General features: G+C 69.7%; 15 protein-coding genes. 9 read left to right on the top strand and 6 right to left on the bottom strand.

Translation table 11 applies throughout. From position 1 onward, the window contains the following. The first annotated feature begins 124 nt into the window (after positions 1-124). Positions 125-787, top strand: a complete 663-nt coding sequence (locus F3J18_RS04155) for a transglycosylase SLT domain-containing protein (protein ID WP_025100834.1) — start codon at positions 125-127, stop codon at positions 785-787. Between the two features lie 110 nt (positions 788-897). On the opposite strand, the gene F3J18_RS04150 is transcribed toward F3J18_RS04155, so the two are convergent. Next, positions 898-1,185, bottom strand: coding sequence for a DUF1488 domain-containing protein (locus F3J18_RS04150; protein WP_025100833.1), 288 nt, complete (start codon positions 1,183-1,185; stop codon positions 898-900). Between the two features lie 501 nt (positions 1,186-1,686). Between F3J18_RS04150 and F3J18_RS04145 the strand changes: the two genes are divergently transcribed. From F3J18_RS04145 to F3J18_RS04110, 8 genes are all read left to right on the top strand, one after another. Next, positions 1,687-3,639, top strand: a complete 1,953-nt coding sequence (locus F3J18_RS04145; protein ID WP_166911488.1) for a sigma-54-dependent Fis family transcriptional regulator — start codon at positions 1,687-1,689, stop codon at positions 3,637-3,639. Positions 3,640-3,707: 68 nt separating this feature from the next. After that, on the top strand, positions 3,708-4,025 hold the full coding sequence (locus F3J18_RS04140; RefSeq protein WP_025100831.1) for a 2Fe-2S iron-sulfur cluster-binding protein: 318 nt from the start codon (positions 3,708-3,710) through the stop codon (positions 4,023-4,025). 47 nt (positions 4,026-4,072) lie between these two features. After that, positions 4,073-5,326 carry an FAD-binding oxidoreductase gene (locus tag F3J18_RS04135; protein WP_166911486.1) on the top strand — a complete coding sequence of 418 codons (1,254 nt, stop codon included), beginning with the start codon at positions 4,073-4,075 and terminating at the stop codon, positions 5,324-5,326. A 319-nt stretch (positions 5,327-5,645) separates the two neighbouring features. Beyond that, complete coding sequence (locus F3J18_RS04130; RefSeq protein WP_152554501.1) at positions 5,646-5,897, top strand: hypothetical protein; 252 nt, start codon at positions 5,646-5,648, stop codon at positions 5,895-5,897. Positions 5,898-6,208: 311 nt separating this feature from the next. Further along, positions 6,209-6,499: a DUF3331 domain-containing protein gene (locus F3J18_RS04125; protein WP_013689672.1), complete on the top strand. Its 291-nt coding sequence runs from the start codon at positions 6,209-6,211 to the stop codon at positions 6,497-6,499. Positions 6,500-6,899: 400 nt separating this feature from the next. Continuing rightward, positions 6,900-7,205, top strand: coding sequence for a DUF4148 domain-containing protein (locus tag F3J18_RS04120; RefSeq protein WP_013689671.1), 306 nt, complete (start codon positions 6,900-6,902; stop codon positions 7,203-7,205). Between the two features lie 291 nt (positions 7,206-7,496). Then, the gene (locus tag F3J18_RS04115) at positions 7,497-7,712 is read left to right on the top strand and encodes a hypothetical protein (protein ID WP_166911484.1); all 216 of its coding nucleotides are present in this window, start codon (positions 7,497-7,499) and stop codon (positions 7,710-7,712) included. A 271-nt stretch (positions 7,713-7,983) separates the two neighbouring features. Next, positions 7,984-8,898 carry a hypothetical protein gene (locus F3J18_RS04110; protein ID WP_166911482.1) on the top strand — a complete coding sequence of 305 codons (915 nt, stop codon included), beginning with the start codon at positions 7,984-7,986 and terminating at the stop codon, positions 8,896-8,898. A 37-nt stretch (positions 8,899-8,935) separates the two neighbouring features. Here F3J18_RS04110 and F3J18_RS04105 read toward each other — a convergent pair whose 3' ends face one another. From F3J18_RS04105 to F3J18_RS04085, 5 genes are all read right to left on the bottom strand, one after another. After that, positions 8,936-9,085 carry a hypothetical protein gene (locus tag F3J18_RS04105; RefSeq protein WP_161783312.1) on the bottom strand — a complete coding sequence of 50 codons (150 nt, stop codon included), beginning with the start codon at positions 9,083-9,085 and terminating at the stop codon, positions 8,936-8,938. After that, positions 9,067-10,008, bottom strand: a complete 942-nt coding sequence (locus tag F3J18_RS04100) for an alpha/beta hydrolase (RefSeq protein ID WP_166911480.1) — start codon at positions 10,006-10,008, stop codon at positions 9,067-9,069. The genes F3J18_RS04105 and F3J18_RS04100 overlap by 19 nt, the downstream gene beginning before the upstream one ends. Before the next feature lie 14 nt (positions 10,009-10,022). Continuing rightward, positions 10,023-10,523, bottom strand: a complete 501-nt coding sequence (locus tag F3J18_RS04095; protein ID WP_166911478.1) for a thioesterase family protein — start codon at positions 10,521-10,523, stop codon at positions 10,023-10,025. Positions 10,524-10,525: 2 nt separating this feature from the next. After that, positions 10,526-11,491, bottom strand: coding sequence for an L-carnitine dehydrogenase (locus tag F3J18_RS04090; protein ID WP_025100824.1), 966 nt, complete (start codon positions 11,489-11,491; stop codon positions 10,526-10,528). 68 nt (positions 11,492-11,559) lie between these two features. Continuing rightward, positions 11,560-12,489 carry a 3-keto-5-aminohexanoate cleavage protein gene (locus tag F3J18_RS04085; RefSeq protein WP_025100823.1) on the bottom strand — a complete coding sequence of 310 codons (930 nt, stop codon included), beginning with the start codon at positions 12,487-12,489 and terminating at the stop codon, positions 11,560-11,562. Positions 12,490-12,522: the final 33 nt, after the last annotated feature.

Here is a 12,522-nt window from a genome sequence, read left to right as displayed (position 1 = left end):
GGCGGCGTCGCCGTTTCCGGCCCGGCCAACGCCTCGCGCGGCCCGCCGGCCCCTGGATCGTGCCGATATGTTCCGGCCGGCCGGGATGGCTATACTATGCGCCCCGGTATCGTTCCCGAGATCCATGCGGCGGCTCACCTGTTCGATCGTCTTCCTGCTAGGCTGCGCGTCCACGGCGTTCGCGGATCCCGCTGCGTCCGATCGCAGCGATGCGGCCGTGCTGGCCGCCGCGCCCGCGCTGGCCTCCGCCGCCTCCGGCGTGCCCGCCTCGGGGCCGCTGGCGCAGGGCGCCGAAGCGAGCCACGGCCCCGTCACCACCTACCTGATCCGCAAGTTCGGCGTCGCCCGGCAGAAGGCCGAGCAGATCTCCGACGCCGTCACGCTCGCCTCCGCCAAGTACTCGCTGCCGCCCGCCGTGCTGCTGGCGATCATCTCGATCGAATCGCGCTTCCGGGAAAAGGCCAAGGGCGCCAACGGCGCGACCGGGCTGATGCAGGTGGTGCCCTCGGTGCATCGCGGCCTGGTGCGCAACCAGGACCTGACCGAGCCCACCACCAACATCAAGATCGGCTCGGCCATCCTCTATGGCTACATGCAGGGCGCGAACGGCGACCTCGACGTGGCGATGCGCCGTTACGGCGGCTCGCAGGCCTATGCGCAGAAGATCCGCCTGCGCGCCCAGGAGTTCGATCGCGCGCTCGACACCGACCGGCCCGCCGCCGCGGCGGCAGCCTCCTCGAGCAGCGCGGACGGCGGCGAGCGCCGCTCGATGTCGCGCTCGCGCTAGGCGCGCGCTTGCCTCGCCGAAGCGGCCGAGCCGGCCGTCTGCAATCCGAAGGAATGAAAACGCACGCTTCTCGCGACCCGCGAGAAGCGCCGGCCCCGCGCGCGCCGCGTTCAGCGCTGATGGGCCTCGTGGAAGCGGACGTAGCCGCTGCGCAGCGTCACGCAGCGCGCGTGCGTATCGGCCAGCAGCCGCCGGGCGGCGGCCTCGATGCGCGGGCGGTGGTTCGCGAAGGCGCCCAGCATGTCCTCGAAGCTCGGCGACGCCGCGCCGAAATGCGATTCGAGCGCCTCGGCGGTGATCTCGCACCACACCCGCTCGCCGTCGACCAGCGCCGCGAAGGCCAGCGTCAGTTCACGCCCCGAATACTCGGGGGCTTCGTTCGGGAAATGGATCTGCATGGCGCCGCCTCTGCCGTGACGAGAATGCAAAAGGCCGCGCACACCAGGACGGCCTCCGGGGCCAGGGGTGAACGCGGGACGGCCGGCAGGCGGCGCGCGAGTCATGAGGGGCGCGCCCGGAACGAGCCGGTTGCATTCACTGTAGACGCTTTGCGCCGACACGCAAAGTCGGCTCGGAGAAACCCCGAGCCGTGCCCCGCGGTGGTGCCGGGCAGCGTCGCGGGGTGCCCCAATTCAGCAGCCGCTGCTTAATGCGCGCGTGCCGCAAGCCGCATGGCAGCCGTGCCGCGATCGCCCTTGCGCGCCGGGCCGGTCGCCTCATCTTGCGGTGCAAAAAAACCGTTCGGCGCCGCTCGCCTCGCGAGGGCGCAGGCATCGCACGCCGAGGCGAATCGCCGTCGCACCGGCCCGTTCGCGCTTGTATGATGGGCACCTGCGGCGCCTCGGCCAAGGCCCGCGAACCCAACAAGGGCGCGCCGAGTGCGCCCCAGGAGACACGACATGCCGCAATCCTCCGTGCTGCCCGCCGCGGACAGCCGACTCGACGTCCTCGCGCAGGCCCATGCGCGCTCGGCCTCGGTCGGGCTGCGCGTGTCGGACCGGCCCGACTACACGCCGCTGTCGGCCGGCGCGCTGCGCGAACTGATCGACGGCAGCCGCTCGCTCTACACGCACGCGCGTCCCGTGATGGAAGCGCTCCACGCGCAGATCGCCGATACCCAAAGCCTCGTACTCCTGACTGACCAGGACGGCATGATCCTGCACAGCATCGGCGACGCGGATTTCGTCGAGAAGGCCAACCGCGTCGCGCTGCGCCCCGGCGCCTCCTGGGCGGAGCAGGCGCGCGGCACCAATGCGATCGGCACCGCGCTGGCGGCGCAGCAAGCCATCACCGTGCACGGCGGCGAACACTTCCTGCGCGCCAACCACGTGCTGTCCTGCTCCTGCGCGCCGATCGCCGATCCCTTCGGCCGCCCGCTCGGCGCGCTCGACGTGAGCGGCGACCCGCGCGGCTTCGGCCCGCACACGCTGGCGCTGGTGAAGATGTCGGCGCAACTGATCGAGAACCACCTGTTCGCGAACGCCTGCGAGGCGGCGCTGCGCGTGCAGTTCCATGCCCATGCCGAGTTCGTCGACTCGCTATTCGGCGGGCTGGTGGCGTTCCGCGCCGACGGCAGCCTGCTGGCCGCCAACCGCAGCGCGCAGTTCCAGCTCGGCGCGCCGCTCGAGGCGCTGCAGGATCGCGCTTGCGACGAGCTGTTCGGCCTGCCCTTCGCACGGCTCGCCGACCAGGCCGCGCGCGAACCGGGCGCCAGCTTCGCGCTGACGCTGGCCAGCGGCGTGCGCGTGATCGCGCGCTGCGACTATGCCGATGCGCGCAAGACCCGCATCGCGCCGCGCGCGCCGTTGGCGACGCCGGCCCGCCAGCCGGCGCCGGCGCCCGCCGCTCGCGAGGAGAGCCCCGACGCGATCACGCTGGCCACGCTCGACACCGGCGACGCGCGCATGGCGACGATCCTGCAGCGTGTCGCCAAGATCCGCGGCCGCGACCTGCCGGTGCTGATCCTCGGCGAGACCGGCACCGGCAAGGAATGGCTGGCGCGCGCGCTGCATCACGCCTCGCCGCGCCGCGACGGCCCCTTCGTGGCCGTCAACTGCGCGGCCCTGCCCGATTCGCTGATCGAGGCCGAGCTGTTCGGCTACGAGGACGGCGCCTTCACTGGCGCGCGCCGGCGCGGCAGCGCCGGGCGCATCGTGCAGGCCGACGGCGGCACGCTGTTCCTCGACGAGATCGGCGACATGCCGCTGGCGCAGCAGGTGCGGCTGATGCGGGTGCTGCAGGAGCGCGCGGTGGTGCCGCTGGGCAGCGGGCGCGCCCAGCCCGTCGACGTGCGCGTGGTCTGCGCGACCCATCGCGACCTGCGCGCGATGATGGCCGGGCAGGACTTCCGCGAGGATCTCTACTACCGCATCAACGGGCTGTCGGTAACGCTGCCGCCGCTCGCGCAGCGCGGCGACCTGGAGGAACTGGTGCGGCGCATGCTGGCCCGGCTGGCGCGCACCGACGCGCTGCCGGGGCGGGTCTCCCCGGCCGTGCTGGCCGCCTTCGCGCGCTGCCGCTGGCCGGGCAATCTTCGGCAGATGGCCAACGTGCTGCGCACCGCCGGCATGCTGGCCGACGACGCGCCTGAGATCGACCTGGAACACCTGCCCGAGGATTTCTGGCTCGACTGCCCGCGGCAGGCCGACGAGCCGGGGCCCTCGATCGCCGAGGCGCCGCCGGCAGGCGCCCTCGCCGAGCGCGCCGCGACCACGCTCGACGCGCACCAGGCCGCGCTGATCGACGGCACGCTGGCCCGCCATCACGGCAATATCTCGGCCGCCGCGCGCGAACTGGGCCTGGCGCGCAATACCGTCTACCGGCATCTGCGGCGGCGACGCGGCGAGGCCTGAGCGCGTCGCCGGACCGGGCGCGCATCGGGTATGCTGGCGATCCCGCCCCAAACCCTCTGCCGCCCCTGATGAGCGAATCCGAATCCGCGTTCCAGGTCCGTATCGAGCCGATCGGCCTCAGCTTCGAGTCGCCCGATTCGCTGTCGCTGCTCGAGGCAGCGGGCTTCGATGGCATCTCACTGCCGCGCTCCTGCCGCAACGGCACCTGCCGCAGTTGCCTGTGCCGGCTGCGCGAAGGCCGGATCCGTTACCGGATCGAATGGCCGGGGCTCAGCGCCGAGGAAAAGCGCGAGGGCTGGATCCTGCCCTGCGTGGCGATCGCCGAATCGGATCTGGTGATCGAATACGAGGCCGATGCCGAGCTGTCCCGATCGTCCTCGCGCTAGCCACTGTTTCGGTTTCCTCAGCGACTCTTCCTCACTCATCGACCGACATGGATTTCGACGATATCGTTCTGGGCGCCGGCATCGTCGGCGTGTCGATTGCCCGCCATCTGCGCGAGCGCGGCCGCCGCGTCGCGCTGGTCGATCACCGGCAGCCCGGCCAGGGCACCAGCTTCGGCAATGCCGGGCTGATCGAGCGCTCGTCGGTGATGCCCTATGCGTTTCCGCGCAGCCCGCTGGCCCTGCTGCGCTACGCGGCCAACCGCGCCACCGAGCTGTACTGGCATCCGCGTTCGCTGCCGGCCTTCGCGCCCTGGCTGCTGCGCTTCTGGCACGAATCGGCGCCGGCCCGCCATGCCGCGGCCGCGCGCGACCTGCGCCCGCTGATCGAGCGCAGCGTGATCGAGCACGAGGCGCTGGCCGCGCGCAGCCCCGGCGCTGCCGAGCTGATCCACGGCAGCGGCTGGCTCGAGGCGTTCCGCTCGCCGCGCGCGCTCGAACGCGGCGTCGCCGAGGCCGCCGAACTGGCGCGCAGCCACGGCCTGCGCTACACGGCGCTCGACGCCGCGGCGCTGCGCTCGCGCGAAGCCTCGCTCGGCGAAGGTTTCGCGGGCGCCATCCATTGGCTCGATCCGAAGGCCGTGTCGAACCCCGGCGCGCTGGTGGCCGCCTATGTCGCGCAATTCGAGCGCGACGGCGGCACCCTGCTGCGCGGCGACGCGGCCACGCTGGCCCAGGTGGATGGCGGCTGGCGCGTGAACACCGCCGACGGCGAGGCCTCGGCGCGCCAGGTGGTGATCGCGCTCGGCCCCTGGTCGGACCTGGTGTTCTCGCGCTTCGGCTATCGCATTCCGCTGCGCGACAAGCGCGGCTACCACATGCATTACGCGCCGCCGGCCGGGCTGCCGCGCCTGTCGGCGCCGGTGGTCGACATCGAGCACGGCTACGTGATCGCGCCGATGCAGCGCGGCCTGCGCCTGACCACCGGCATCGAGCTGGCGGCCCGCTCGCTGCCGCCCACGGGCATCCAGCTGGCGCGCGCCGAACGCATCGCGCGCCCGAGCTTCGGCCTGGGCGCGCGGCTCGACTCGGCGCCCTGGCTCGGCTTTCGCCCCTGCACGCCCGACATGCGGCCGGTGATCGGCGCGGCGCCGCGCCATCGCGGCATGTGGTTCGCGTTCGGCCACAACCATCACGGGCTGACGCTCGGCCCGATCACGGGCCGGCTGCTCGCGCAGGCGATCTGCGGCGAGACGCCGGAGATCGATCTCGCGCCGTTCAGCGCGACACGCTTCACGCGCTGAGGCAATGCCGATTCGAATCGGCATTCGTCACCGCGCGATTAACCGGCATATAAAGCATTGCAAATCCATTGCGTCGCGCCGTGAATAGCGTCAAATGCGCAACGCAGTGTTCAGGAAATGACGACACTGCGTTTCGATCGTCCAAGCGCTTAGCCGTCGTATCCATTCCCGACCTGCCTTTCCTGACAGGACTGCCATCCACGCGTCACGCTGCTAGCGGCTTGCGCATTGCATCATTGCGCCTGTTGTCCGGAAACGTTCGACGGCAGGCGCGGTGGAAACAGCCGGTCGCCCGCCGACCTTTCGCAAGGAGCCGATCATGATGCGCAAGCCTTATTCGATCCTCGCGGCGTCCGCCCTGCTGGCATTCGCCTCGTCCGCCTTCGCGGCCGGCGATGACGCGCAGGCTCCGTCGCAATCCGCCGGCGCCACCGCCCAGCAGGCGCGGGCGCAGGACAGCGAGAACGTGAATTCCGGCTATGGTGCACAGCCTCGTTACACGGCCGAAGCAGGAAAACGGGCCCAAGACCCGTTCACGATCAACGGCCGATCGATGTACGACGTGCACTGAACCGTCTCCAAGGGCGAGCTACCTCAACACGGTCCTCACCCCAGATGCCTATGCGAGTAAGGCGTCTGCCGTGTGGCTCGCTCCTTTTTCCACCCCGGATCCCCTCCGGGGTTTTTTCTTTGTGCGCCCGACAGGGCTCGTCGATTGTTTCTAAATCGGCAAAATGTAATTCGAGCCAGACAGGATGTTTTTTCTTGTCGCAGGCGCTTACATTTAGCCCCAGATTCTTATTGGAAACCGCTACGGAATCGACAAATCGCAGTTGCAAATACTGCCTAGGCCGATACCGCACGAGCTTTAGGAAACGGCAAATGAAGTCTTCCCAATCAAGGCCAGTGCTCGACGCCTCCGACGTTCACGTCGAAATTCTCGAACAATCCGATACGCTGCTGGTGGTTCGCTGGGTCGAACCCGGCCGCTGCCACTACGGCGAGCAGCGCTGGCGGCGCCGCTTCGCGCAGCGCACCGGCACCTGCGCGCTGTCGCGACAGACCATCCAGCGCGGCGAAGAGGTGTTTCGCCCTGCCGAGCGTCCCGCCCCCGCGAACGCCGGCGCGATGATCTCCGCCGCCCAGGTGCTGGGCCTGCACAGCGGCAAGTAAGCCGCCCCCAGCCAGACGCCGCGATCCACTCGCGGCGTTTCCTTTTGCGGCGCCTGCCCGCCGCAGGCGTTTCCACACGCGCTCCATGCCTCGCCATGCCTGAAAGCCCCTGCGATTCGCGGGGCTTTCGCTTTTACGTCTGCCGCTCGCTCACCCCGCTGGTCCTCTGCCTCGGTCGCTCGAATCGAGTTGCCGCGCGCGCCTTCGGGCGACGTCCCGGCATCGTTGCCGCCCATGCATTCCTCCGACCATTGACAACCCGCGATTTTATCGATTTAAGCAACGATCTATCACCGAAACCAGTATTTACCCTAGGTATCGCGAGGACTACGATTCACATCACTCGCTGACGACATCCAGTCGAAGGCGACACACCAAACAAAGATACGGAGGTCATATCATGAAGTCGCTCACTCAAGCAGTCGTTGCCGCTCTTGCCCTTACCGCCTCGGTCGCCGCGTTCGCGCAAACGAACCAGCCCGTGACCCGCGCCGAAGTGCGCGCGCAACTGGTTCAACTCGAGAAGGCCGGGTATCATCCGGGCGTCGCGAGCCCGTACTACCCGGAAGACATCCAGGCCGCCGAGGCCCGCGTGGCGGGCACGGACACCAGCGGCTACGGCTCGCAGGCAGCGCCGGTGGTGCGTTCGGGCAGCGCGGTGGCACCGGCTGCCACGGCACGTGACTCGATCTACTTCGGTCACTAAGCAGTAGCTGCGAGGCTGCCCCGGCGGCAGCCCGTTTCGACGACGAGCCCACCACGGGCTCGTTGCCGTTTTCAGGCCCCAAACCTCCGCCGCCCCATCAGGGACGGCTTAGCCCGGGCGCCTGGCGCCCGGGCCTTTTTTCGATCCGGGGGCACCCGTCCCGATCGGAACGAGCTGGAGAAGGCCCGCATCATCGTTGCAGGTGGTGCAACAATGTGTTTCTCGGGGATCGTGGAATACGGCGGCGCGAGCAGCGTTTCGCCGCGCCGGATTCCAGCATGATCCCGAGCCATGACGAACGGCACGATCCTCGACGAGGTCGTGCCGTTTTTCATTTCGGGTTCGGTGGATCCTCCGACGATTTCCAGACCCGGGAAGGCGATTGTTTCCTCGAGCCAAGGGCAATCTCACCAGCGTGAGCCTTTATTCGCCGGCGCTCTCGCAATATCGGCAAATCGACGTTTTGCCAGTCGAATCGCAGAAGATTCCTTCTGTTTTTCATTTTGAAAGCCGTCGAACGGCTTTCTATACTCGACTCGCAGCTGTTCTCGTGCCAACAGACGGCGTGCACTCCACCTCGGTCCGGCTTCGGTCCGGGGTATTTTTTTGCTTGCACGGCGCGCTCAGGTGCACCGACAAGTCACGCCAGGCAGGGCTTTCACCCAACGTCGAGCGGCCCTGCCGGTTCGCATCAGGGCGGTTTTCTTCGTATAACAAAATGCCTCGCGCGAGGCCCGCCGATAAGCTTGGCCGTTTTTCGAACCGCCGCGGAAGAGCCATGCCCCGTCCCACCCTGTCACTGAACATCCCCACGCCCAGCACCGGCCAGACCGCCCATGCCTCGCCGTCGCAAACCGGCCACGCGGCACCGGTGGCCACGCCGTCGCCGAGCAATCGCAGCGCCGGCACGGCGCAGAATTTCCCCGGCATGCCGGGCCAGCGCGCCTCGCGTCCCGGCGGCGGCCTGCGTCGTCCGATGGCGCCGTCGCTGAATCTCGGCGGCCTGGGAATGAGCGGCCATGCGCACGCATCGCCGAGCTCCCCCGTGATGGGCCCCAACCAGCGCCTTGCCGTGCAGGCGCCGCAGATCAGGCAGCAACTGCATGGCGTCTCGCCGACGGCCATCGCGCCGACCAGCCGGCCGCCCTCGCTCGACGATCTCGGCTCGCCGACCATCGAGACACCCCATCACAGCACCTCGAACCTGGGCAATGACTACTTCATCAATGTCCGCGCCAAGCACGCAGCGCCCAATGCGCCCTTCGACGGCCACAAGGTGCATCTGAGCGTGGACCCGAGACAGTTCGCGCGCGCCTATGCGGCCCTGGCTCCGCTGTTGTTCTCGAGCCAGTCGCCGGTCACGCGCTTCAAGCTGACCGACATGGCGCGCGCGGGTGCGGCCACGCCGAGCCCGGCCAACGATCGCGTGACGCAAGGCGCCCAGTTCACGCTCTACCTCCAGCCGAACCCGGCGACGGGCTCGTACGACGCGCAGCAGATCCATGCGCTGCGTTCGTTCGTCGGGCAATGCGAACATGAATTGAATCGGGCGGGCGTGGGGGCGGGCATGATCCCCGGCTCGGATGTGCCGGTCGGATCGCATGCGAGCTATCGCAACGAGAACTACGAGCGCAGCGGCGTGACCATGGAAATGGCAAACGAGCCGATGTGCCAGCTATTGCGGCGCGCCTGAGCGAACCGCCGCCGCTTTCCGGTACGCCACCGATCGATCAGCCGGCCACCTCGATGGCGACCGTCCAGCGCAAATGCAGGGCCGCCGCCTCGTCGCGACCGAGCACGAGGAAATCGATCGCGCACTGCCCGCTGCCTGTCTCGAGCACCAACGCGCCATTCGCATGTTTCACATGCGCCGCGCGCATCGCATCACGCCGGCTTCCAGGAATTCGCAGATCGTCGCGTGCATCCGGGCCGCGCCCGGGCTGAGGTCGAGCGCGCGCCAGCAGCCATGCACGAGGCCGGAGCCGAAGTGGAAATGCGCCTCGCCGCCGGCCGCGACGATGCGCTCGACGTAGACGCGCGCGTCGTCGCGCAGGGGATCGTGCTCGGCACCCACCGCCAGCAGCGGCGGCAAGCCGTCGAAGCGGGCCGCGAACAGCGGCACCGTGCCGGCCGGCGGCGCGGCGTCGCCCCAATAGAGACGCCGGTACAGGCGCACCTCGTCGAGCGTCAGCATCGGCGCATGCGCCTCGGTTTCGGCGGCGGGCGATTCGGGTTGGAGGCCGAGCATCGGGTAAGCCAGCGCGACGGCCGCGAGCTCGGCGCCGAACCAGGCGGCCACGCTGGCCGCCAGCGTGCCGCCCGCGCTATCGCCGGCAACGGCGACCGGCAGCGCCGTCGGTCCGAACGGCAGGCTGCCGTCCAGCGCGGCGCGCGTCACGGCACGCACGTCCTCGTGCGCGGCCGGGGCGCGATGCTCGGGTGCCAGCCGGTAATCGACGGCGATCACGTCGAGGCCGGTATCGGCCGCGATCCGCGCCGTGATCGACGCGTGGCTGTCGAGCGAGCCGAGCACGAAACCGCCGCCATGGAAGAACAGCACCGTGCCGCGCGGCTGCTCGCGGGCCCGGTAGCGCCGCAAGGCAAGGCGATGTCCCGCCGGCGCGAACATCACGGCATCCTCGACGATCACGCCGGGCGGCAGCCGGGCCGGCGTCCAGCGCGCGGCGAACGCCTCGTAAGCCTCGCGCAGCGCCTCGATCGACAGCGCGCGCGGATCGCCCCCATCGCCGCCCTCGGCCGTCACGCGCGTGACGAAGGCGGCGATTCCCGCTTCCAGCGCCATCGCCCGCGCCTCGCTCAGCGCGCGGGACGCGCCGGCGGCAAGCCGATCACGCGCCCCGCATGAGCGGGCGCCGGCAGCCCCTGCTGCCGCGCCACCATCCCGGCCAGCCGCTCAGCCACGTCGGCATCGAAGGGCGTGGCCTTCGGGCCGCTGGTGTCGATGTGCATCAGCATCTGCTCGCTGGCCGACACGGGCCCCGCCACGCCTTCGGCGAACATCTCCAGGTACAGATGGATGCGCTTCGCGTCGACCGCCAGCACGCGCGCGTCGACATGCACCGCCGTGCCGAGCTTGATCTCGTGCAGGTAGTTCAGGTGCGCCTCGAGCGTGTAGATCGAGCGCTGCCGCGCGCGGCGCGTGGCGTCGTCGAGGCCGATCCGCTCGATCAGCGCATCGCTCGCGTAGCTGAAGATCAGCAGGTAGAACGCATCGCGCAGGTGCCCGTTGTAGTCGACCCATTCCTCGCGCACCTGGTCGCGATACACGGTGAAGCCGCTGGCCGTTGCCGTCGTCATGCTCAGTCCTCGTAACGCATGCCGTGGCGCGCCTTGACGCGCGAGATCGCCTCGATCACCTCGGTGATGCACTCGTCGCGATAGCGTTCCAGCGCCTTGATGCTGCGCTCGCCCTGCTGCTCGGCCGTGCCTTCCACTACGCGGTCGATCAGCTCGTCGGTCAGCGTGGGCGCCACCAGCTTGGTCCAGGGCAGCTCCAGCGCCGGACCGAACTGCTTCATGAAGTGGCGCATGCCGGCATCGCCGCCCGCCAGCGTGTAGGTCAGGAAGGTGCCCATGAAGGACCAGCGGATGCCGGCGCCGAAGCGGATCGCGTCGTCGATCTCGCCGGTAGTCGCCACGCCCTCGTTGACGAGGTGCAGCGCCTCGCGCCAGAGCGCCTCCAGCAGCCGGTCGGCGATGAAGCCCGGCACTTCCTTGCGCACCCGCAGCGGCCGCATGCCGAGCGCGGCGTAGATGCCGATCGCCGCGTCGACGGCCTCGGCCGAGGTGCGCTCGCCGCCCAGCACCTCGACCAGCGGCAGCAGATAAACGGGGTTGAACGGGTGGCCGACCAGGCAACGCTCGGGATGCGTGGCGCGCGCGTAGAAATCGGTGGGCAGCAGGCCCGAGGTGGACGAGGCGATGATCGCGCCCGGCTTGGCCGCGCGGCTCACCTGCTCGTGCAATTCGAGCTTCAGCGCCTCGCGCTCGGGCGCGCTTTCCTGGATGAAATCGGCATCGGCCACGCAGGCCTCGATGGTCGCGACGAAGCGCAGCCGCTCGGGCGAGGCGCCCGGCTTCAGCCCGACGCGCTCCAGCGCGGGCCAGGCATTGGCGATGTTCGCGCGCAGTTGCTGCTCGGCGCCCGGCGCCGGGTCCCAGACGACCACGTCGAGCCCGTGGGCGAGCGCGCGCGCCACCCAGCCGCTGCCGATCACGCCGGTGCCGATCGCGGCGAAGGTCTTGATATCGGTGATCACAGTCATGTCGAATCCTTGGCTTTCCTGAATGTCTGGCGGCGCGGCGCCTGGTGCGCGCGCCGCCGCTCGTGATGTCACGCGAATTCGGCGATCGCGCGGCGCTCCAGCAGGCGCTGGCCGCGCGGCGGCAGGCCCAGCTTGGCACGGCCCTCGGCGGGCGTCAGCACGCGGGCGCCGAGGCGCTCGATGATCTCCCGCGCGCGCTGCACAAGCGAGCCGTTCGAGGCCGGCACGCCGCGATCCAGCCAGATGTTGTCCTCCAGGCCCACGCGCACGTGGCCGCCCAGCAGCATCGCCTGCGCCACCATCGGCATCTGCATGCGGCCGATGCCGAAGCCGGCCCAGTGCGCGCCGGGCGGCAGGTTGTCGACCATCGCCTTCATGGTGCCGGTATCGGCCGGCGCGCCCCAGGGAATCCCCATGCAGAGCTGGAACAGCGGCGGATCGTCGAGCAGGCCTTCCTTGAGCAACTGCTTGGCGAACCACAGATGGCCGGTATCGAAGATCTCCAGCTCGGGCTTCACGCCGAGCTGCTGGATGCGCTTCGCGCCGGCGCGCAGCTGGGCCGGCGTCGACACGTAGATATAGTCGCCGTCGCCGAAGTTGAGCGTGCCGCAGTCGAGCGTGCAGATCTCGGGCAGCAGCTCCTCGACGTGCGCCAGGCGCGTCAGCCCGCCCACCAGGTCGGTGCCCTGGCCGAAGCGCATCGGCTCCTCGCCGGCGCCGATCTCCAGGTCGCCGCCCATGCCGGCCGTCAGGTTGATGATCACGTCCACGTCGGCCGAGCGGATCCGGTCCACCACCTCGCGGTACAGGCTCGGGTCGCGGCTGCCGCGCCCGGTTCGCGGGTCGCGCACATGGCAGTGTGCGACCGTCGCGCCGGCGCGGGCCGCCTCGATCGCCGCCTCGGCGATCTGCTTCGGCGTGACGGGGATCGCCGGGTGCTTGCCGACCGTGTCGCCGGCGCCCGTCACGGCGCAGGTGATGATCACTTCATGGTTCATTGCGATTGCCTCGTTGCTTGCATGGACGCCCTC

Origin of the sequence: Burkholderia sp. Ax-1720, assembly GCF_011753035.1 — a bacterium.
In the GTDB taxonomy this organism is placed as follows: domain Bacteria; phylum Pseudomonadota; class Gammaproteobacteria; order Burkholderiales; family Burkholderiaceae; genus Burkholderia; species Burkholderia gladioli.
This window is presented reverse-complemented; position numbering and strand designations above follow the sequence as displayed.

Excerpts from the sequence above, each read along its gene's own strand:
- F3J18_RS04150 (WP_025100833.1), bottom strand. The coding sequence starts at position 1,185 with ATGCAGATCCATTTCCCGAACGAAGCCCCCGAGTATTCGGGGCGTGAA.
- F3J18_RS04115 (WP_166911484.1), top strand. The coding sequence starts at position 7,497 with ATGACGAACGGCACGATCCTCGACGAGGTCGTGCCGTTTTTCATTTCG.
- F3J18_RS04085 (WP_025100823.1), bottom strand. The coding sequence starts at position 12,489 with ATGAACCATGAAGTGATCATCACCTGCGCCGTGACGGGCGCCGGCGAC.
- F3J18_RS04120 (WP_013689671.1), top strand. The coding sequence starts at position 6,900 with ATGAAGTCGCTCACTCAAGCAGTCGTTGCCGCTCTTGCCCTTACCGCC.
- F3J18_RS04135 (WP_166911486.1), top strand. The coding sequence starts at position 4,073 with ATGGATTTCGACGATATCGTTCTGGGCGCCGGCATCGTCGGCGTGTCG.
- F3J18_RS04095 (WP_166911478.1), bottom strand. The coding sequence starts at position 10,523 with ATGACGACGGCAACGGCCAGCGGCTTCACCGTGTATCGCGACCAGGTG.
- F3J18_RS04110 (WP_166911482.1), top strand. The coding sequence starts at position 7,984 with ATGCCCCGTCCCACCCTGTCACTGAACATCCCCACGCCCAGCACCGGC.
- F3J18_RS04145 (WP_166911488.1), top strand. The coding sequence starts at position 1,687 with ATGCCGCAATCCTCCGTGCTGCCCGCCGCGGACAGCCGACTCGACGTC.
- F3J18_RS04100 (WP_166911480.1), bottom strand. The coding sequence starts at position 10,008 with ATGGCGCTGGAAGCGGGAATCGCCGCCTTCGTCACGCGCGTGACGGCC.
- F3J18_RS04140 (WP_025100831.1), top strand. The coding sequence starts at position 3,708 with ATGAGCGAATCCGAATCCGCGTTCCAGGTCCGTATCGAGCCGATCGGC.
- F3J18_RS04105 (WP_161783312.1), bottom strand. The coding sequence starts at position 9,085 with ATGCGCGCGGCGCATGTGAAACATGCGAATGGCGCGTTGGTGCTCGAG.
- F3J18_RS04090 (WP_025100824.1), bottom strand. The coding sequence starts at position 11,491 with ATGACTGTGATCACCGATATCAAGACCTTCGCCGCGATCGGCACCGGC.
- F3J18_RS04130 (WP_152554501.1), top strand. The coding sequence starts at position 5,646 with ATGATGCGCAAGCCTTATTCGATCCTCGCGGCGTCCGCCCTGCTGGCA.
- F3J18_RS04155 (WP_025100834.1), top strand. The coding sequence starts at position 125 with ATGCGGCGGCTCACCTGTTCGATCGTCTTCCTGCTAGGCTGCGCGTCC.
- F3J18_RS04125 (WP_013689672.1), top strand. The coding sequence starts at position 6,209 with ATGAAGTCTTCCCAATCAAGGCCAGTGCTCGACGCCTCCGACGTTCAC.